Annotated in this window: 19 protein-coding genes and 2 pseudogenes; 13 read left to right on the forward strand and 8 right to left on the reverse strand. The window is 29.3% G+C overall.

From position 1 onward, the window contains the following. Window positions 1-335: 335 nt before the first annotated feature. From B3630_RS11815 to B3630_RS11830, 4 genes and pseudogenes are all read left to right on the forward strand, one after another. Complete coding sequence (locus B3630_RS11815; protein ID WP_346869640.1) at window positions 336-920, forward strand: recombinase family protein; 585 nt, start codon at window positions 336-338, stop codon at window positions 918-920. A 20-nt stretch (window positions 921-940) separates the two neighbouring features. Next, window positions 941-1,066, forward strand: a pseudogene (locus B3630_RS11820) (IS1595 family transposase); the annotation flags it as partial. A 180-nt stretch (window positions 1,067-1,246) separates the two neighbouring features. After that, on the forward strand, window positions 1,247-1,789 hold the full coding sequence (locus B3630_RS11825) for a GNAT family N-acetyltransferase (protein WP_346898388.1): 543 nt from the start codon (window positions 1,247-1,249) through the stop codon (window positions 1,787-1,789). A gap of 201 nt (window positions 1,790-1,990) precedes the next feature. Then, entirely contained in the window at window positions 1,991-2,167 is a 177-nt protein-coding gene (locus tag B3630_RS11830; RefSeq protein WP_346898390.1) for a hypothetical protein, read from the forward strand. A gap of 248 nt (window positions 2,168-2,415) precedes the next feature. Here the strand turns inward: B3630_RS11830 and B3630_RS11835 are convergent, their stop codons facing one another. The 6 genes and pseudogenes from B3630_RS11835 to B3630_RS11855 all read right to left on the reverse strand — a co-directional run bounded on the left by B3630_RS11835 (window position 2,416) and on the right by B3630_RS11855 (window position 7,693). Then, window positions 2,416-2,787, reverse strand: a complete 372-nt coding sequence (locus tag B3630_RS11835) for a hypothetical protein (protein ID WP_346898392.1) — start codon at window positions 2,785-2,787, stop codon at window positions 2,416-2,418. 39 nt (window positions 2,788-2,826) lie between these two features. Next, window positions 2,827-2,946: pseudogene (locus B3630_RS17460) on the reverse strand (DUF3990 domain-containing protein); the annotation flags it as partial. A gap of 224 nt (window positions 2,947-3,170) precedes the next feature. Beyond that, on the reverse strand, window positions 3,171-4,337 hold the full coding sequence (locus tag B3630_RS11840; protein ID WP_346898394.1) for a restriction endonuclease subunit S: 1,167 nt from the start codon (window positions 4,335-4,337) through the stop codon (window positions 3,171-3,173). A 5-nt stretch (window positions 4,338-4,342) separates the two neighbouring features. Then, complete coding sequence (locus B3630_RS11845) at window positions 4,343-5,800, reverse strand: class I SAM-dependent DNA methyltransferase (protein WP_346898396.1); 1,458 nt, start codon at window positions 5,798-5,800, stop codon at window positions 4,343-4,345. Window positions 5,801-6,322: 522 nt separating this feature from the next. After that, a complete protein-coding gene (locus B3630_RS11850; protein WP_346898398.1) occupies window positions 6,323-7,111 on the reverse strand; it encodes a MerR family transcriptional regulator in 789 nt (262 codons plus the stop codon). A gap of 3 nt (window positions 7,112-7,114) precedes the next feature. Continuing rightward, on the reverse strand, window positions 7,115-7,693 hold the full coding sequence (locus B3630_RS11855; RefSeq protein ID WP_346898400.1) for a class I SAM-dependent methyltransferase: 579 nt from the start codon (window positions 7,691-7,693) through the stop codon (window positions 7,115-7,117). Between the two features lie 637 nt (window positions 7,694-8,330). Here B3630_RS11855 and B3630_RS11860 point away from each other — a divergent pair. Beyond that, a complete protein-coding gene (locus B3630_RS11860) occupies window positions 8,331-8,651 on the forward strand; it encodes a hypothetical protein (protein WP_346898402.1) in 321 nt (106 codons plus the stop codon). Between the two features lie 526 nt (window positions 8,652-9,177). Here the strand turns inward: B3630_RS11860 and B3630_RS11865 are convergent. Beyond that, window positions 9,178-9,330 (reverse strand): hypothetical protein, encoded by a 153-nt coding sequence (locus B3630_RS11865; protein WP_346898404.1) that lies wholly within the window; start codon window positions 9,328-9,330, stop codon window positions 9,178-9,180. 615 nt (window positions 9,331-9,945) lie between these two features. Here B3630_RS11865 and B3630_RS11870 point away from each other — a divergent pair. The 3 genes from B3630_RS11870 (at window position 9,946) to B3630_RS11880 (ending at window position 12,778) form a co-directional block, all read left to right on the forward strand. Then, window positions 9,946-10,674 (forward strand): TraX family protein, encoded by a 729-nt coding sequence (locus B3630_RS11870; RefSeq protein ID WP_346898406.1) that lies wholly within the window; start codon window positions 9,946-9,948, stop codon window positions 10,672-10,674. A gap of 51 nt (window positions 10,675-10,725) precedes the next feature. After that, a complete protein-coding gene (locus B3630_RS11875; RefSeq protein WP_346898408.1) occupies window positions 10,726-11,379 on the forward strand; it encodes a hypothetical protein in 654 nt (217 codons plus the stop codon). A gap of 142 nt (window positions 11,380-11,521) precedes the next feature. Next, entirely contained in the window at window positions 11,522-12,778 is a 1,257-nt protein-coding gene (locus B3630_RS11880) for a hypothetical protein (protein ID WP_346898410.1), read from the forward strand. A gap of 267 nt (window positions 12,779-13,045) precedes the next feature. Here B3630_RS11880 and B3630_RS11885 read toward each other — a convergent pair whose 3' ends face one another. Beyond that, a complete protein-coding gene (locus B3630_RS11885) occupies window positions 13,046-13,282 on the reverse strand; it encodes a Tn3 family transposase (RefSeq protein ID WP_346898412.1) in 237 nt (78 codons plus the stop codon). A 221-nt stretch (window positions 13,283-13,503) separates the two neighbouring features. On the opposite strand from B3630_RS11885, the gene selD reads away from it, so the two are divergent. The 5 genes from selD to B3630_RS11910 all read left to right on the forward strand — a co-directional run bounded on the left by selD (window position 13,504) and on the right by B3630_RS11910 (window position 19,083). Further along, the gene (gene selD, locus B3630_RS11890) at window positions 13,504-14,544 is read left to right on the forward strand and encodes a selenide, water dikinase SelD (RefSeq protein ID WP_346898414.1); all 1,041 of its coding nucleotides are present in this window, start codon (window positions 13,504-13,506) and stop codon (window positions 14,542-14,544) included. A gap of 170 nt (window positions 14,545-14,714) precedes the next feature. Beyond that, complete coding sequence (locus B3630_RS11895) at window positions 14,715-15,890, forward strand: cysteine desulfurase family protein (protein ID WP_346898416.1); 1,176 nt, start codon at window positions 14,715-14,717, stop codon at window positions 15,888-15,890. Window positions 15,891-15,970: 80 nt separating this feature from the next. Then, window positions 15,971-16,525 carry an adenylyltransferase/cytidyltransferase family protein gene (locus B3630_RS11900; RefSeq protein ID WP_346898418.1) on the forward strand — a complete coding sequence of 185 codons (555 nt, stop codon included), beginning with the start codon at window positions 15,971-15,973 and terminating at the stop codon, window positions 16,523-16,525. Window positions 16,526-16,598: 73 nt separating this feature from the next. Next, window positions 16,599-17,891, forward strand: a complete 1,293-nt coding sequence (locus tag B3630_RS11905) for a CMP-5'-phosphonoformate--3-phosphoglycerate phosphonoformyl transferase (RefSeq protein ID WP_346898420.1) — start codon at window positions 16,599-16,601, stop codon at window positions 17,889-17,891. Next, window positions 17,881-19,083, forward strand: coding sequence for a hypothetical protein (locus B3630_RS11910; protein ID WP_346898422.1), 1,203 nt, complete (start codon window positions 17,881-17,883; stop codon window positions 19,081-19,083). Before B3630_RS11905 ends, B3630_RS11910 begins: the two co-directional genes overlap by 11 nt. Window positions 19,084-19,203 lie beyond the last annotated feature (120 nt).

A 19,203-nucleotide genomic window follows, 5' to 3' on the forward strand; every position in this document is an offset into this window, starting at 1 on the left:
ATTCATACATAAATTCTCCTTAATTACGTTATATGTATCATAATACAATATGAGAAACAAGATGTCCAATTATATTTATAAATGTGAGAATATAGTTAATTAACATTATAAAGAATTAAGCTTTTATAATGTTGTCAGGAAGTGTGTGTTACTGATAGCAGTTGTGTTTTTATGGTGAGAAAAAACTATTATGAAATCCAACGATGTAGGCTTCGTAATAGTTAAGTTTATTAGTGAGGTGTCAAAACTTAACAGTATTGACACCTCTTAAGGAATAACCTATACTCAATATATAAAGCAGTGTCAAAACTAATATTCAAAAGTAAGGTGATTATATGGGTAATATTATAGGATATATAAGAGTATCAACCAAGGGACAATTAGAAGGTAATTCAATAGAGGATCAAAGAAAGAATATATTAGATAGATATTCTAATGCTAAAATAATTGAGGAAAGTTATAGTGCAGCTAAAGATAGATATGTATTTAATAAATTATTAGATGATATTGAACCTGGAGATACTTTGGTTGTAACTAAGCTTGATAGATTCTGTAGAACAACAAAAGAGGGATTACAGTATATAGATAAGCTAATGGGTAAGGGGGTTAAAATCCATATTCTTAATATGGGTTTAATTGAAGATACACCAATGGGAAGATTAATAGTAACTAATCTACTTGCCTTTGCAGAATTTGAAAGAGCTATGATAATAGAACGTACTCAAAGTGGTAAAGCAATAGCAAAAACAAAACCAGGATTTAAAGAGGGTAGACCTAAAAAGCATAGTCCTAAGCAGATAGAACATGCCTTAGGAATGCTGGTAGTAAATGGTGGTAATTCTAGCTATACAGAAGTTGCAGAAATTACAGGAATAAGTAAAAGTACCCTTATAAGGGAAGTTAACAAAAGAAAACTATAGGAGGAATATAGATGAATACAAATTATATGGCTTTGTACAAGTGGCTCTACAGTTTTAATGATGAAAAGGAAATTATAAGGACTAAAAATATGCTAATCCATAGTGTAGTTCCTTTTATAGATACCAGAATAAAGAGTTATCATTGAAGAGAGGCCATTTCCATTTGATATTCAAATATATTCCATATAATCTAACATTAATGTATAATATACATAGTATCTAAATCACAATAGTGTTCTATTGTTCATAAATGGAGATGCTAAATGAAAAAATTAAATAAGACTTTCAAGAGCTAGTAAAAATATATTTTTCAATTAGGAGGACAAATGGAGAATATAAAAACTGAAAGATTAACATTAAGAAAAATAGAGCAAAGTGATTATGAAGAAATGAAAATCATTTTGCAAGATGAAAAACTAATGCTTGTTGGATGGGGAAAAACTTACTCGGATGAAGAAGTTTACGGTTGGATAGATAAAATTACTGAACAATATGAGGATTTTGGATACAGTTACTATTTAGCTGTAGAAAAATCAACTAATGTAGTTATTGGAATAATGGGTATATTACCAGTAAATATAAAAGAAACTGATTATATAGAGATTGCATATATATTAAAGCAAGAGTTTTGGAGTAAGGGATATGCAACAGAAGGAATCAAAGGGTGTGTAGATTACATATTTAGCGTTCTTAATGCTGATAAATGTATAGCTCAAGTAATTCCTGAAAATACTAGCTCAAGTAGAATTGCTGAAAGACTAGGGATGAAAGTTATAGATGATTATATGAGAGACAATAATGGAAAAGACGTATTTCATTTAATATATGCATTAACTAAAGAAGAGTATATGCAACAAGTTAATAAATAAATTTATTATTAATGCCCAATTTTATTATACTGTAAACCAAGAGAGTAATATTCTTAAAATTATTACTCTTTTTATGTTCAAAGAAATATATCTTATCATGGATATTTATTATGGGTAATTTTAAACAATATATATATAATTAATATAATAAATAGATATTTTAATGCTAAAATAATTGAGGAAACTATAGGAGGAATTTAGATGAATACAAACGAAGAAGTCATTAAAGCTCTACTAGACCAGCTAAGGATGAAAGATAGGCAGATTGAGGAATTACATAAAATCATAAATAAGTTACTGGAAGAGAAAAACACAGCAACAGAAAATCCCAACTATAATGAGGGTTTTTGGGAAACTGTAAAGAATCGAAAGGATTAATAAGAAATCTATAATTATATGATTCTACATGAAATTAGGGAGTATAGGGATGTAATTACAATTGTATGTTCGAATAGAAAAGGATATTTATTCTTTATAAAACACAAAGGCATTGAAAGATCAATGCCTTTAAACTTTAATACCAGGAAATCATATTAAAACCGTCTACATATTTTGAAACAGTTCTAATACCATGAACCTTAGCTTTAATTTTTATTCCAATTTTTCAAGGTCAGCATGTTATTACATTAAATTTTCCTTATTTTTATTGGTTTTTTACCTTTATAATCAATCCAACCCTCATTATACATTATTGCAGCGATGAGAGATGCATATTCTGAATCTAATGACTTATTTATAATTCTCACGCTATTGTTTTTTATGAAAAGCCCTAGTCCACCTTCAGTAGGATTTGTCCTAGAAGCACCAAGGCTATACCATTCATGTTCATTTACTAAAAATTCCTTCAATATGCCTTTATACATAGAATTACTAATAGTGTGCTTTGAATCACCCCATTTTATAAAAGTCTCATTATCATTAATTGTATAGTATATATTAAAGTCTTCTGTACCTATCATTGATAATGTATTAATATTATTCCTATAATCTTGTTTCATATAATTTTTCCCCCATTCTTTATAATACAGAGCCTTTTTCTGCTTTATAATCTCATCTCTTTCAAACTTCAGATAATCAAGAGCTTTTAAAGTATGAAAACTTATTTGATGAGTAGGATATTTAAATTTTGCTAGATCGCCAAATACCTCTCTTGAAATATCCTCAGCTCAAAATTATTTGTAAAATAGAATCCCCACCAAAAATCTTTAGTATATTTACTTTTTCCAATTTAAGTAAATGTAAATATTTCACCTAAAATACCATCCAATATAATTCTTATATGAGGTCTTAAGATTATTTTGGTTTACTATTGCATATTGAAGTGTTGCATCTATCTTATGGTGTTCTAAAATATGTTTCACCTGAAACTGTATTTATTTCATTAAATTCCATTAAACAATTCCCCTTTAAAAGCCATTTGCATAAGGGAGTTAAAGCTGTTTTCTAATTCTTTAAGACTTTGTTCAAGAAGGGTTTTTTGTTGCTCTATTTTTTCCACTTGAGTGGCAAATTTGTTTTGGAGGGATAGTGGAGGTACTATTACTTTTAAACTCGATAGCATTTGTTGATTCAAGTTATTTATATTAGCACCACGGCTATCTTTCTTAAGTGACTTTTTAAAGTTTTGGTCTAAAAATAATTGAATTAAGAAATCAGGTATTATTTCTCTACATTGATTTCTATATCTTATACAAAAACCACTATATATTGTCTTTTCCTCTAATTCTCTAACTAAAATACTTCTTCCTACTAATTCTTTACTACCATTTGAACGAACAAATATGATATCACCTTTTTTAAGTAAATATTCTTCGTTTGGTTCTTGTTGTAATTCTAATGTAGGTAATATATTAGAATTATTTATTGTATTTCCATACTTAAATTCACTAACTCCAAAAAATTTTATATTAAATCCTGAATCACTTTGCTTATAATTGATTCCATTTTTAAAGTAACCCAATGTTCCTAAGTCTCTAATATGCCATCCTTTTGGATTTAAAACTGGATCCCCAAACATCACATAAAACAAACTCTTTACCAGTTCATCACAAGCTTCAATTTGTTCTTTTCTTTTGTCTATGAGGGATTGGGCTTTGTCTAGGATGGTTGCTATTTTTTGTTGGATTTCAAGGCTAGGTACTGGAACTTCTATAGCATCAAAATACCCTTTTGTAATATGTTTCATTGTTGAACCATGCATATATTGCATAGCTCTCTTTAATGCAATACTTACCATAAATTTGAAATATATTGTATTCATCTTTATCTTATCAAAATTAACTTTAAAGATATGTTGATTTAAAACTGAATCTTCTCTGTACCATTCAAACACACCTATACTAGCTGACCATGATATTAAAATATCACCTTTAGTTACTAAATATTTTTCATCAATATCACCTGAGTAATAATTAAATGTCTGATTAAGATTGTTTAAATTTTGTATTCTAATTATAGGAAATCCTTTTGTATCCCATTCATTAGGTTTGAATGCATATCCATTTACAAATGTTGCAATGTCTCCTAATTTCATCATTTTATATTCCATCTTCTCTACCCCTCAATCATCTCACTTAGCTCTTCAATGCCTTGACTTATGTCCATCTCTAGCTCTCTTATTTTCATAAGAATCTCTTGTGGGTGAGGATATTTTACTTCTTCATATACAATTTCTTTGTATTTATTAATTGAAAGGTCGTAGCCATTATCTTTGATTTCTTCTACATCAACAAAGAAACTTTGGTCTGTTGGTTTTCTATCTATCTCTTTATCTAGATTGTTAAATCTTTCAATGATATCTGGAATGTCACTGCCTTCTATTTCTTGTCTTTTATCATCTAGGGAGTAACCATCTGATTTCATGTCATAGAACCAAACCTTGTCTGTTCCACCTGAGGCTGTTTTTGTGAAGATTAGAATGGCTGTGCTAACTCCTGCATAGGGTTTAAATACACCGCTTGGCATGGAGATAACTGCTTCTAATTTGTTATTATCTACTATTTCCCTGCGGATTTCTTTATGAGCTTTACTGCTTCCAAAGAGTACTCCATCGGGTACTATAGTTGCACTTCTTCCACCAATTTTAAGACTTCTAAGGATTAGTGCTAAGAATAGTAGTTCTGTTTTCTTTGTCTTTGTCACTTTAAGTAGCTCAGCACTTACTGCCTCATAGTCAAGGGAGCCTTTAAAAGGTGGGTTTGCAAGGACTAGGGTGTATTTTTCCTTGTCTATATTTTTCTCTGATAGACTATCCTTATATTCAATGTTTGGGTTATCAACTCCATGAAGGAACATGTTCATAGCACCGATACGAAGCATGGTTCTATCCATATCAAAGCCATGAAACATATGGTTATTAAAGTGATCCTTAAGTCCTGCATTTAAAAATAGGTCTGATTCATTTTCCCTTAAATACTCCTGGGCAGCTACTAAAAAACCTGCACTTCCCATGGCAGGGTCAACAATTACATCACTGGGTGTTGGCTTCATAAGCCTTACCATCATCCCTATGATATGCCTTGGTGTACGGAACTGTCCATTTGTACCAGCTGTAGCTACCTTAGAAAGAAGATGCTCATATAAATCTCCCTTAGTATCTCTCTTCTCCAGGTCAATACCATCAATACCATCTACAATCTTAGAAAGCATCTGTGGAGTTGGAATTTTAAAGATAGCATCTCCCATATATTTTGAATAAGCTGAGCCTCCATCTTCATGAAGATTCTTTATAAATGGAAACACCTTATTTAAAACTATGTTATACATTTCTGTAGCTTCCATGTTCTTAAACTGGCTCCATCTAAGGTTCTTATTCTCTTCTTTAAACATACCCTCATAGGTAAGCCCAAGAAAAGCTGCTTCATTTTCCTTTGTAGTTTCTATGTCATCAAGACCTTTTATAAATAATAAATATGTAAATTGCTCTATAACCTCAAGAGGGTTTGTAATGCCACCTGTCCAAAAGGTTTCCCATATCCTATCAACTTTACTTTTTAATTCTCCTGTAAGCATAATGTCCTCCTAATGTGTCTTTATTTTTAAAATCATTATATAGTTGTTATTATAATTAATTACTAGCATTATTATAGCATTATTATTGGTTATTGATAATGTCTAAGGATCCAATTTCCTAGAGATGAATTTATATACTACTTATATGGTGTGATATAAATCAAATTGTAGCCAGGGTTATTTTTGTGTTTTATTTGTAACGGTTTTTGTAACATACTATGTAATGTTATCTGTATCATAATATGTGTTATTAAATGCAACAATATTTGTATTCATTGATGAGGCTATACTTGCTATGGGTGGTGAAGTAGTTGCCCTAGGCAATAGATAATAATACTATCTTATAGAGGATCGTACCTATGAGGAAGTAAAATTTAAAGAGATGTTTAAAAGACTAAAATTAAGCCAATGATATTAAAAATATCATTGGCTCATGTATAGTGTTACTTATTGATATAATGTAAAAAATAGTATCTCAATATGCAATTGGGACGCAAATATTTTTATTCACGTTAATGTCAATTAAAATATTTGAAATTGTAATTCATACATCTTTTCCTTGTACAAAATACTGTAATCTTTATATTCTATTTCTATAAAACAAGACTTATCAATCTTTAAATTATTAGATTCAGCATAATCTACAATTTTTTCATAAGCACATTCAAAATCTTTTAAATTTTTATATACATACTTAATTATAATATAATTAGACTTTGGAATAAGTATCTCACATAAATTATTTTGTACTACATTATCTATATAAGGTAAAAGCATTTTGCTATTTTCAAAAGAATGTTTTTTATGATCATAATCTTTATGGAGTAATATAAAAGATTGACTACACGAACTTATTTCAGCGTATAATCTATACGCATTATCATAAAATTCTTTTATACTATTATATTTTGATTTTTTGAAAGTAAGGTATTGTCTTTCTTGGATTTGTTTTATTTGTACAGTATTTAATACTATATTTTCACTACAACCTAGATTAAGTATAGTATCTAGCCTACTTCTAATGTTTTTTAATTTATATATTTCATTATCTATGGTATATCTTTTATCTTCTAGTAAAGTCTTAATATCTTTTTCATCTTCTTTATATTTTTTAACATCCTCTATACTTACACCTAAATCTTTTAAGAATAGAATATTACTTATATTCTCTAAATCTTCCCAATCATATAGATTATATCCATTTTCATCTTTAGATGCTGATATAACCTTTTTATCTTCATAGTACCTGATAGTTGCTTTAGTTATGTTTAAAAGCTTTGATAATTCACCTTTTATTAGTTTTGTTCTCATATATTATCTCTTTCTTAAAATTACTAATAATGAATCATTTTCATGTTCTTCAAATTCATTATAAGTTTCTATAGTAACTATATCGTAGTCATTTTTTACAATCTCTCTTATATCATTTTCTAAATAATAAGTAAATCGTATTTCACCATCAAACATAATTTCTTCTCTATATTCACCATTCCATAGAGTCATAAATATTATTCCTTTATTATTTAAATTATTCTTTTGTAGTTTAAGAGATTTTATAAAATCTTTCTTTGTTAGGTGATGAAGAACTTTATTTGAATATATACAATCAAATTTTCTTTCTGTATTCATCATGGTAGCATCTATAGGAAGAACCTCTATACCTTTATTTTTTTTCTTATATTTGTTTATAAATACTTCTGAATTATCAGAGCCTACCACTTTATACTCTTTAGACAATAATTCTAAATCTCTGCCTTCACCCATACCAAGCTCTAATAGTGTTGAACCTTTAGGGAGATATTTTTTTACTTTATTAACTATAGATGTTGGATCATACTCCTTTGTCATTTCTATATATTGATTTACATTTTCTTCTTTCATAAAAAACTTCATTAATTTTCTCCTATCACAGTTATTATTAGTATAATTATATACTGTGTTGTTACATCATAGTCAATATGTATTTTCTTTAGTTTCAGTCAAGTAAAAGTTGGAAATTTATCTTTTAATTTTTAAATTCCTTTCATATGTTTTTATGTTTTTATGTTCTTGGGAGTTTAATCTATTGGTATTACAAGGTTTAGGTCTCCTAGAGAAACATAGGTTTAAGATAAATTAAATGTAATTTGATTATAAAAAATAGTATAATACCAAGTAATGAATTTATATACTCCTTATACGGTGTAATATAAATCAAATCGTAGCCAGGGTTATTTATGTAATTTATTTGTAACAATTTTTGTAACGTATTATGTAATATTATTTGTATCATAATATGTGTTATTAAATGCAACAATATTTGTATTGATTGATGAGTCTATACTTGCTATGGGTGGTGAAGTAGTTATTAAGATAATTATTTGCACTTTAGATTTACTTCATATCAATCAGTAAATATTATATTTAAAGGATTAAGAAAAAAAGTTTCTACATAACCTAGAAAGATAAAATTAATATTTTCCAATAAATAAGATTAATGCATATATATTAAATGAGTAATAAATAATCAAATTTTAAGGAGGAAGATAATATGAACACAGAAAATCAAAACACTATTATTGAAGGAAACAATACTATAGAGGAAGGAGTTATCCAGACAAGGTATCTTTCAGGAATTATAGTATACAGTAATGATATTGATAAGAGAGCTGCAGAATATATGTCTGATTACTATGGACATCCTATTATAAGTTCAGATAGAAATTTTGATTTTAGAAATGTAGGAACAGTTTATGGAGTTGGAGGTAGTATTGGAATGTATACAAGCTATCTTAAGCCACAAAATTTTATAACTGGTAAGGATAGATATGAGACTTGTAAGAATATGCTAAGATTTATAGGTAAGTTATAGAAGATTTTAGAGGGTAGTGAGGAAATTGTAGTTCCATTGGTAGGTGTCAAAATAACACTAACACCAATAGGAGGTTTATTAGCTATTATTTTATTACAGTTAATGGAGCTGAAAAAATAGACTTTCGAATAGGGCAAGTATCAATACCAGCAAAAGAATTATGGAGTGATATTTAAAAATTAATTACTGCATACAAAAATAATTTAAATATATTATTATTTTGGAAAAGCAGAACTCCTACTTGTATATTAAGTATACAGGTAGGAGTTTTTTTTCTTTTGTTTAAGCACATAGCTGAGAGTGAACTCAAATAAATTATAGACACCTAATCTTTATTATATACATTAAATGTAAAAATATAAATATTTGATTTTTATAATTTAATGTTTATTTTTTATAAATATTTGATATAATATAGATAAGAAAAAGATTAGTGCTGCTAACACTAATCTCTCCTGAACATTTATTTTTGTTTCGGGCTACTGAAAAATTAAATAGGTATTTAATTAAGAAAAAAAGAACGCGGTTAAGATGGGTTCTTTTTTTCTTTGCTTTGAATCTCTATATCAACACCAATAAATTTAAGTTTAATTTTTATATAATTAAAATCTTTATTATGTTTTAATATTAATTTTATTAGGATTAATAATGTAATTCCTATAAAAATCATTTCTCGCATAACAGTACCACCACCTTCTAAGCTTTAGTAAAATTAATTACCACTAGCCCAGGTGGGTAAAATGAACAAAACCACCGCAGCCATCTCCTACGGTTTTATAAAATTGGGATAATAAAATTGTACTCTATTGACATGTAATTGTAAATATAATCCTTTAGTTATATTGTAAAATAAATTATATTTTATTTTACTTAATTCTATGATTTATAGTTCCCCATGAGAATATACATTTGTAATTACAAGGACTTTACACATTTATATAATATTATGTCTTGTTTATAATTCTCATGCCATTGTTTTTTATGAAAAGTCCTAGTCCACTTTCAGTAGGATTTGTCATAAAAGCACCAAGGCTATACCATTCCTGTTCATTTACTAAAAATTCCTTCAATACACTTTTATATATAGAAATCTAATAGTGTGCTTTAAACCACCCCATTCTTTATATGCTATACATCCTTTAACTGAATTTAAAGGAAGACCATTACTTCTATTTAGGATAATATAAGAAGTTTTATCTTTCAAAATAGTAAGATTAATGTAATGTAATTAAATACTCGGGATTTTATTTAATCGCATATAATAAAATCATAAACAATACTAGGAGGCTAGAACATGAAAAAAATGAATAGTTTTCAACTTAAAATTATTGCATTAATACTTATGTTAATGGATCATCTATATTTTACGTTTAGTAATATATTCCCACTATGGTTTCATCCATTATCAAGGGTGGTAGCACCAATATTTGCTTTTTTGATGATAGAAGGGTTTTATCATACTAGAAGTAGATTAAATTATAATATAAGACTATTTGGATGGGCCATATTTATGGAGGCTGGAAATAGAATACTTAATCTAGCCCTTGAATCCAAAGGAGTCTCAGTTCATAATAATATATTTATGACTTTATTCATTGGTCTAACTATTATAAATCTAATAGAATATAGCAAGGGTAAGGATAGCAGAAAAAAATTATTATTAATTTTAGGTGCAATAATACTAACTCCCTTAAGTATGTTTACTGAAGGTGGTATTGTTATTATTCCATTTATATTAATAACATATTTCTTTAGAGGAAATCTTAAAAATCAAATAATTGGATATATTATATTATTCATTCCGTTAGCCTTTTCTGGCATTCAAATATATCCTGGAGATATTAATCTTACAATAATGCAAATAATGTTTAATTCAGATTTTCTATTTATATTAGTAGTTCCATTTATACTTTTATATAATGGTGAGAGAGGTTTAAACAATAAGTTTAGCAAATATTTATTTTATGTGTTTTATCCATTACATCTATGGATATTAGCAATAACGGAGTTTATATTAAAGTAGCAGTTAAGAAGTACTAATTGTAATGATGTTTTATAAAGAGGAGTGGTTAAAATGAAATTTAGCAAATCAAAAATAATATTAATCTGTCTACTAGTTATAGTGATTTTAGCAGGAGGATTTGTATTTAAGGAATTTATCATAAGTGATAATTTCCCGTATTCTTGCACATATATATCTGCTGAAGGAAATGAAAAGGAACAAGAACAACTGATGACAATAGAAAATTTATTAAAAGATAATAATTATAAATATGAACAGATAAAGTTTCAATTACTTAATACCAAAGATAATAGTGTAGTTATTAAAAATTCTGAGTATAACAAATTATCTAAAGTTCTAGGATTTAAAGAAGTTAAATTAAAAGAAAATGAAACCTTAATAATACCAAAATATGATGGATTAAAAAACTTTAAATATAGGAAAGAGTTAAAGGAAGTTAAAAAATTTAAAGTTGATGATATTGAATTAGACGTTATAGGCATAGGCTATAAAAAAATACTGGTAACAGGATTATTTAACAGTCAAATTGTTGTATCAGACAGTTTATATGAGGACCTTCAGTCTAGTAATGAGAACAAGATTCTTAATGTTTTCGCATATAACTTTGAAGAAGATGATACCATAAAAGGTTTATTTGATAAATTAAAAAGAGACAGTTTATTTGATAAAAATAAAGATTTTTATTTCTTACCTAATGTATATTAAATATGTGTTTTAAGTGTACCTTAGTAACTCTAATACATTAACATTTGGTTTTTCATTAACTATGTGGTATATAAATGTACTACACCTATTAAAAATACCTGCATATACTAACTATAGAGCAAAGATAAAGGAATGTTATTATATGTGGCATAGTGTATATATGCAAGATACTATAAAAGAATTTTTGCCACCAGGGGCTGAAATGATCATGCTAGAAAGCCCTTACAAAGTACCAGCAGTTATAACCGTAGATTTGGATGGAGATGGAGTATTAGAATTAATTGTTGCTTATTATTGGAAAGGAGAAAACTATATTATTGTACTAAAATACTATAATAATAGCTGGCATGTGGCAGATACTATCAAAGGCAAGGGCTACAATATAACTTACTTGGGCACTGCCCCAATAACAGATAGAAAAATGAATAACTTAATAGTAGGATGGCAGGTTGGGGCAATTTGGTCCGATCTTAGTGTCTATGAATGGACGGGAACAGGAATAAGTGATTTGATTGACGGAAACAAATATTTTAGCAAGATAGATGTAGAAGGTACGGAAGGTAAAGATGGATTGTACGAGTTAGCTCTGTGGATACATGATACTGGAGATGCTTATAAGGTAGAGATATATAGGTGGGTGGATGGCAAGTTTTTATTAGCGCCAGATGCATATCCTGAGTATTTTAAAAAGGTAGTTAATTATTATGAAAATCTTTTAAAAGAGAAGGATTCAACTACCTACTGGTACTATCTAGCTGATGCCCAAATAAAAACAGGTGATACTACAGGTGCTTTGAAATCAATTGATAGGGCTTTGGCCTTTGAATATCCTTATCCCTCAAAAGAGGAATTGCTTCACTTAAAAAATCAGCTACTTCAAGTTAGCCTTTATGGCGAAAAGTTCGGCATAGATTTTTCGTCAGTAGAATTTATTACTTCTGAAACTGATAGGGATGTGAAACTTGAACAGGCCATAGAAGAGGAATTCAATTTAAAAGAAATGGGTGGCAATGTAAAGTATTATTATAATAAAGTAGACCTGAATGAAGATGGAAATCCTGAAGTTTTCGTCTATCTGGTAGGCCCGTATGTTTGCGGTACCGGTGGCTGCAGTGGTGCTATTTTTGAACAGAAAAATGGTGAAAATAAATTATTATCAAGATTTTCCCTTGTAAGAAACCCAGTTATTATCAGCGATACTAAGACAAATGGTTATAGGGATATAATTATGTATGTAGCTGGAGGCGGTATAGAAAGTTTCTATGCATGGGTCAAATATGATGGTACTACTTATCCAGCTAATCCATCTACTCAACCTAGAGTAGAGCAAGGTACAAAAGTAGATGGTATAGCTATCTTTGCAGATGATATTACTACAAATCCTGGAATAGATTTATAAGACTAAAATTAAGCCAATGATATTAAGTTATCATTGGCTTAAATTATAATATTATCTAGGATATTATAAAATACATAATCATAGACAGTTTTTAAATCTGTTACATACAATTGATTTAAGGCGTAATAGGAAAGCTTAATATTATAGAATTTTTCCAACTAATCAAAAGGTTATAGCCGAAATTTAAGTAAGAACTATATTTGAAAAAATTAAATATATATATTTATAAAATGCTATTTATCCCTAGGAGGTTTAATGTTAGTTATATCAATGCTTTAAGGGTATAAGAACATAAAAACATAAAAAGCTAAAAACATGGTAAGGAGGATTTCTAAATGCAATTAATGCATTCGTAGCATTAGTATTTATAACTTTAGTATAAAATGTTGAAAATTGACCACTTCCATGTCTATATATGGAAGCACTTTTACCAGTACCATAATGAGCATTATAATCAGCATATAGAGAAGATACCCCGAATTGATGATGATAGATTGAGACCATTAGTGACTTTAGAGAATTAGGCAAATCAAGTTTTATATATAAATAGGTATAAATTTCAATTTTATTGTGTAAAATTGTGATTATTGAAATTTATTGAAATTTATTGAAAAATGTTGAAATTTATACATGAATATGATATATTTTTATATGAAATCAGATGTATAACTTATTGTTATACGAAGATTAATTTTAATAAAGTAGTTAAGTTAGAGGGTGTAATAATGAATAATAATTTAAATAATCAAAATAATCAAAATAGTAAAACTGTTCCAATATCTATGTGTGAGAGAGGTGGATGTTTGGCAAAAGTTTCAGGAAGTGATCTAATTAGGCTTGTAAATGGTGCACATTTAATTGCGGGCGATTTTGAACCTGTAACTACTGCGGAAAATCCAGAAGATGCTGCTGTTGTACAAATTGATGATAAGACATTACTTTTAAGTACAGATATTGGCCCTCTTGTGGGAGTAGATGGATATATTGCTGGAAAAATTGCTGCACTTCATGCATTAAGTGATATTTATGTAATGGGAGGTATACCCACTCATGCATTGGTTACATTTGTGATATCAAAGACTGACTCTAACTTACAAGCTCAAGCTGTATTAGGCGGAGTTTTTAGTGCATGTAAAAGTGAAGGTGTAGAAGTTAGTGGGGGGCATACAATAAAGAGTGAGGAATCTCTTGTTGGGCTTTCAGTTTTAGGAAAGGCTCCTGAATCTGGTTATATCGCTAAATGTAGCTGTGAGTCAGGAGATGTTTTAATGGTGTCTAAGCCTATTGGTACTGGAATAGCACTACGTGCAGTTTTCCATGGAATGTTAGGAGAAGAGGCTCTTGAAGAGAGTATTTCTATTATGACAACATCAAATAAAGAAGCAGCTCAAGCAGCTTTTTCAGTTAGTGTACATGCCCTTACGGATGTTACTGGATTTGGTTTGTTAGGGCATTTATCAGAAATGTTAGGTTCTGAGCATGGAGCCGATATTTTTTTATCAGAGGTACCAATTTTAAGTTCAATTTCTCAGTTATCACATATTGGTATTAAAACATCATTTATTTTAGACAATCTAGAGTATACAAAAAGAAAACATAAAGTAAAATTAAACATTTCAAGTATATCAGAATTAGCTTTAGTGGATCCACAAACTAATGGAGCAGTTTTAGTTTCAGTTAATGAAGAAAAAGTTAGTAAATTAGAATCATATGGCTTCAAAAAAATTGGTATTGTAAATGATACAAAAAACATAGTAGTTAAATGATTAGAAATTATATTTGGCGTGAAATTCATATACATTATGTAACACGCCTTATGTATCAATAAGAACTATATGTTAATTATATAAAATCACTACTCAATAATAATGCAGATAAATACATATTAAAAAATAGATTTATTCATGCAGAATATAAGTTAGGAGGGGAGTCCTCAATGAAAAATAAATTAAATATTTATTTAGATAATAATTCAACGACTATTGTAGATCCCAAAGTTATAGAAAGTATGTCTATGTACTACAATAAATATTATGGAAATCCATCTAGTACGTCTCATGAATACGGATTGTTAGCAGAAGATGCTGTAGATAATGCTAGAGAACAAGTTGCAACTCTTTTAGGATCATCATCATCAAATAATATTATTTTTACTTCGGGAGCTACAGAATCAAATAACTTAGCAATTTGTGGTGTTATAGATGCATTACCTCATAAAAGAAAAAAACATATTATTACTACCAAAATAGAACATCCATCAGTCATTGAAACTTGTAGAAAAATGGAACGTGAAGGTGTGGAAGTAACTTATGTAGGGGTTAATCATGAAGGAAGAGTAAATCCTAATGATATTCTTAGAGAGATGAGAAAAGATACTGTATTAGTATCTGTTATACTCGGTAATAATGAGGTAGGAACTATTCAGCCAATTAAGGAAATTGCTAGTATAGCACATGAATATGGTGCACTTTTTCATACAGATGCAACCCAAGCTATTACGTCTATGGAATTTAATGTAGATCAATTAGGAGTTGATTTAGCAACTATTTCAGCACATAAATTCTATGGACCTAAAGGTGTTGGAGCTCTTTATGTCAGACTATCAACAAATCCAGTTAATATCACTGGACAAATTTGTGGTGGAGTACAACAAGGAGGGCTTAGAGCTGGAACAATTAATGTTCCAGGGGTAGTAGGCTTAGGGAAAGCTGCTGAACTAGTTTATTCTAGTGGAGCACAAGAAAGAGAACATGTAAGAAAACTTAGGGATAGGCTATTAAATAAATTAAGAGAACAGATTCAAGATATTAAAGTTAACGGTTCTATTGAGAATAGAATTGTTTCTAATCTTAATGTTTCTTTTCTAGGTGTGTCGGCATTATCACTTTTTTCTGTAACAAAGGGAATTTCATTTTCTACTGGATCAGCTTGTTCTAGTGGAACAGGAAAGATATCTCATGTACTTGAGGCAATGAAATTAGAACATGAACGTATACATAGTTCAGTTCGATTTGGAGTGGGAAGATTTACTACTGAAGAAGAAATTGATGAGGCTGCTAAGATTATTGGAGAGGGAGTATCTAAACTCTTAAATAAAAAAACATTGCGTTAGTTTTCAGTAATATATAGATAAATGATTTCATAATCATGTAAGCGTTTAAATGTATAAATAAATTATAGAGGAGTATGTTTATGGAACAAGTAGATATAGGATTAGTTAATGGAAGATTTCAAGTTTTACATTTAGATCATATGAAATATATTTTAGAAGCAAAAAAACATTGCAAGAAACTTATAATAGGGATTACGTCGCCTGATCCATGGCAGTCTCCTGCTGAGAGTTGTGATGAAAACCGTGGGAAGTCTACAACAAATCCTTGTACGTATTACGAGAGGATGATCATGATTGAAAATGCTTTAGTTGAGGCTGGCATACCTTGCTCAGAGTTTGTTATTACTCCATTTCCAATAGGTTTCCCAGAGAGAATAGAGTATTATGCGCCACAAGATGCAATATATTTTTTAACAATCTATGATAGTTGGGGAGAGGAAAAATTAAAAAGACTTAAAAATTTAAATCTTAAAACATATGTTTTATGGAAAAGTAAAGATAAAGGAATTTCAGCGACTAAAGTTAGAAATGCTATTATACAAAGTGCACCTTGGGAACAAATGGTATATCCATCAACTGCTAGAATTATAAAAGAATTAGGCATAGATGAAAGAATACGTGCTCTAAATTTTTAAAAATAGGATAAGGCTGAAAATATTTTAGTAGTAAATATATTGTTTATAGTAATATAAATGTTTGGAGGTAATTATGAATAAAATATATATTATTGTCTTAGATGGAGCGGCAGATAGGCCTATAGATATATTAGGGAAAAAAACACCTTTAGAAAAAGCTTGCACACCTAACTTGGATAAGCTTGCTTCTAAAGGTAAACAAACAATGATAACAGTTATAGATGATAATATATGTCCAGAATCGGACTCAGGATCAATGGCACTACTTTCATATGATCCTATGAAATACTATACTGGGAGAGGTCCATTGGAAGGGCTTGGAACAGGATTTTTGGATAATAGTAAATCTTCTATAGCTTTTCGCGTGAATTTTGCAAGTTTTGATAATATAAATAATAAACTTGATCGAAGAACATCTCGCGATTTAGAGGATAACGAGCTTCAGATATTGGCTGATGCTATATGTAAGGAAGTAGATTTAAGTGACTTCGGAGATGTTACTTTCAAGTTACTTGCTTTTGGACATCATCGCGGAATTTTATGCTTTTCTGGTAATGGGTTGCAACTTTCTGGTCTTGTATCAAATACAGATCCAGGATTTAAGAATGTAGGTCCATTCGGTGTTCCTGTACTAAATTATACGCCTATACCACTAAAATGTACTCCTTTGATAGATGATGAAGGTGCTCAAAATACTGCTAACATTGTTAATGCTTTTATAGAAAGATCTCATAAAGTATTAAAAGAACATCCTATAAATCTTAAGCGAGTTATTGAAAATAGGTTACCTGCTAATCTTTTACTTGTTAGAGATGGAGGAGAAAATCCTCAATCACTTCCTTCATTTTTTCAAAAGTATGGATGCAAAGTAGCTTTATATGGTCAGATTCCAGCAGAATGTGGATTAGCAAGATTAATAGGAGGAGAGTTTTTCTATTCTAAAGCTGAAAAGTCACAGTCTGAGAGTGAATTTTTAAAGGAATTAGAAATTAAGGTTAACAAGAAAGAAACAGATGTTATATTTGTACATTTAAAAGGCCCAGATGAGCCAGGACATGACAATAGGCCTGAGGAAAAAGTTAAAGCAATTGAATTAATAGACAAGAATTTCTTCGCTCCACTTATAAGTCATATTGATGAAAATGATATTGTAGTGGTGACATGTGATCATGCTACTCCATGTGAATTAGGAATTCACTCAACTGATAAGGTACCTATACTAGTTAGTGGATCGATTATTGGTCATGATGGAGCAAATCGCTTTGCAGAGAGATTTGCTTTAAATGGTGGACTACATATGGAAAAGGCCATTGAATTGATTCCATTATTGGTAAATTACAGAAAGGATGGAATGTATGAAATATAATATTAGTGGAATCAAGATAAGAGAAATACTTAACTCTGGAGGTGGAATTGCAGTAGAAGCTGAAGTTATGCTTTTGGGTGGAAATTTTGGGAGAGCTTCTGCGCCAGTGGCAATTTTACCAGGAAGAAGGGAAACAACAAGAACTTTTGGGTTAGATTCTGAAAAATCTAGTATTATTTCAGATTTAAATATTAAAGTTCAAGAATTTAAAGGCTGCTCTTTTATAAGCCAAGAAGGGTTTGACTCAAAATTGGAATCGTGGGCTAATATACTAGGATCTGATGTTTGTTTAGCTCTTTCATTAGCATTTGCTAGAGCCGCTGCTTCAAGTTCTTCTTGTAATTTAGTATCATATATTTCTAAGTTAGCAAAAACAACCATAAAAATGCCATATCCTCTTGTTGCGGTTTTTTCTGGAGGAATTCATAATAGTGAAGGCAATTTACCATTTCAACAAATTATGTTAGCAGTAAATATTTCAGTTCTTGACGAAGCTCTTTTAGCTACAAAAAAAATATACAAATATATTGAAGATTTACTAAAAAAAAGAAAACTTTTAAATGGATATTCATCATCAAGTGGTATGATTGCTAATGAAATTGGTATGGATGAAATGTTTGAAATAGTTACTAAGACAATACATGATCTTGGATATATTGACTTAGTAGGGATAGCTGTAGATGTAGCAGCAGAACACCTTAGAGAAGAAGATGGAAAATATAATATTTTTGGTAAGAAACAAATGGCAACAGATATTATTGAAGAGTATATAAATATGTGCAAAAAGTATCCAATAGTATATCTTGAAGATCCTTTTGATCTAGATGAAGAGGATGCATGGAGAGATCTCAGGAAGAGATTAGATTCTAAAGTAATTATAGTTGGTGATGACTTATTCGCTACAAACTCTAAGTATATAGATATTTCTCTAGCAGATGGGATATTACTTAAGATGAATCAAGCAGGTACACTTTCAGCAACTTTACGTGCAGTTGAGAAATCTAAATCACAGGGAATGACTTTATGTGTATCGCATAGATCATTAGAAACTGAGGATTCCTTTATGTGTGATCTTGCTGTTGCTCTTGGAGTAAAATTTATAAAACTTGGTGGACCAAGAAGAGGAGATCGTACTTCAAGATATAATCAACTTATTCGTCTTGAAGAAATGTTTATTGAAAAAGTACAATAGGAAAATTAAATTTATAAAATAAAAACTATAATTGTGCACAACAACTTAAATAATTTTACAAGTATATAATAAATGCTTATTAAAGTTTTTTTATATACGTCAATTTCAATAAAAAATTTA

This window comes from Clostridium sp. UBA7503 (genome assembly GCF_002477055.1).
GTDB lineage: Bacteria > Bacillota > Clostridia > Clostridiales > Clostridiaceae > Clostridium_J > Clostridium_J sulfidigenes.

Coding starts and splice junctions, on each gene's coding strand:
- B3630_RS11840 (WP_346898394.1), bottom strand. CDS start 4,337: ATGGAATATAAAATGATGAAATTAGGAGACATTGCAACATTTGTAAAT.
- B3630_RS11850 (WP_346898398.1), bottom strand. CDS start 7,111: ATGAGAACAAAACTAATAAAAGGTGAATTATCAAAGCTTTTAAACATA.
- B3630_RS11910 (WP_346898422.1), top strand. CDS start 17,881: ATGAAATATAATATTAGTGGAATCAAGATAAGAGAAATACTTAACTCT.
- B3630_RS11860 (WP_346898402.1), top strand. CDS start 8,331: ATGAACACAGAAAATCAAAACACTATTATTGAAGGAAACAATACTATA.
- B3630_RS11825 (WP_346898388.1), top strand. CDS start 1,247: ATGGAGAATATAAAAACTGAAAGATTAACATTAAGAAAAATAGAGCAA.
- B3630_RS11900 (WP_346898418.1), top strand. CDS start 15,971: ATGGAACAAGTAGATATAGGATTAGTTAATGGAAGATTTCAAGTTTTA.
- B3630_RS11815 (WP_346869640.1), top strand. CDS start 336: ATGGGTAATATTATAGGATATATAAGAGTATCAACCAAGGGACAATTA.
- B3630_RS11835 (WP_346898392.1), bottom strand. CDS start 2,787: ATGAAACAAGATTATAGGAATAATATTAATACATTATCAATGATAGGT.
- B3630_RS11870 (WP_346898406.1), top strand. CDS start 9,946: ATGAAAAAAATGAATAGTTTTCAACTTAAAATTATTGCATTAATACTT.
- B3630_RS11845 (WP_346898396.1), bottom strand. CDS start 5,800: ATGCTTACAGGAGAATTAAAAAGTAAAGTTGATAGGATATGGGAAACC.
- B3630_RS11895 (WP_346898416.1), top strand. CDS start 14,715: ATGAAAAATAAATTAAATATTTATTTAGATAATAATTCAACGACTATT.
- B3630_RS11885 (WP_346898412.1), bottom strand. CDS start 13,282: ATGGTCTCAATCTATCATCATCAATTCGGGGTATCTTCTCTATATGCT.
- selD (WP_346898414.1), top strand. CDS start 13,504: ATGAATAATAATTTAAATAATCAAAATAATCAAAATAGTAAAACTGTT.
- B3630_RS11855 (WP_346898400.1), bottom strand. CDS start 7,693: ATGAAGTTTTTTATGAAAGAAGAAAATGTAAATCAATATATAGAAATG.
- B3630_RS11865 (WP_346898404.1), bottom strand. CDS start 9,330: ATGCGAGAAATGATTTTTATAGGAATTACATTATTAATCCTAATAAAA.
- B3630_RS11830 (WP_346898390.1), top strand. CDS start 1,991: ATGAATACAAACGAAGAAGTCATTAAAGCTCTACTAGACCAGCTAAGG.
- B3630_RS11905 (WP_346898420.1), top strand. CDS start 16,599: ATGAATAAAATATATATTATTGTCTTAGATGGAGCGGCAGATAGGCCT.
- B3630_RS11875 (WP_346898408.1), top strand. CDS start 10,726: ATGAAATTTAGCAAATCAAAAATAATATTAATCTGTCTACTAGTTATA.
- B3630_RS11880 (WP_346898410.1), top strand. CDS start 11,522: ATGTGGCATAGTGTATATATGCAAGATACTATAAAAGAATTTTTGCCA.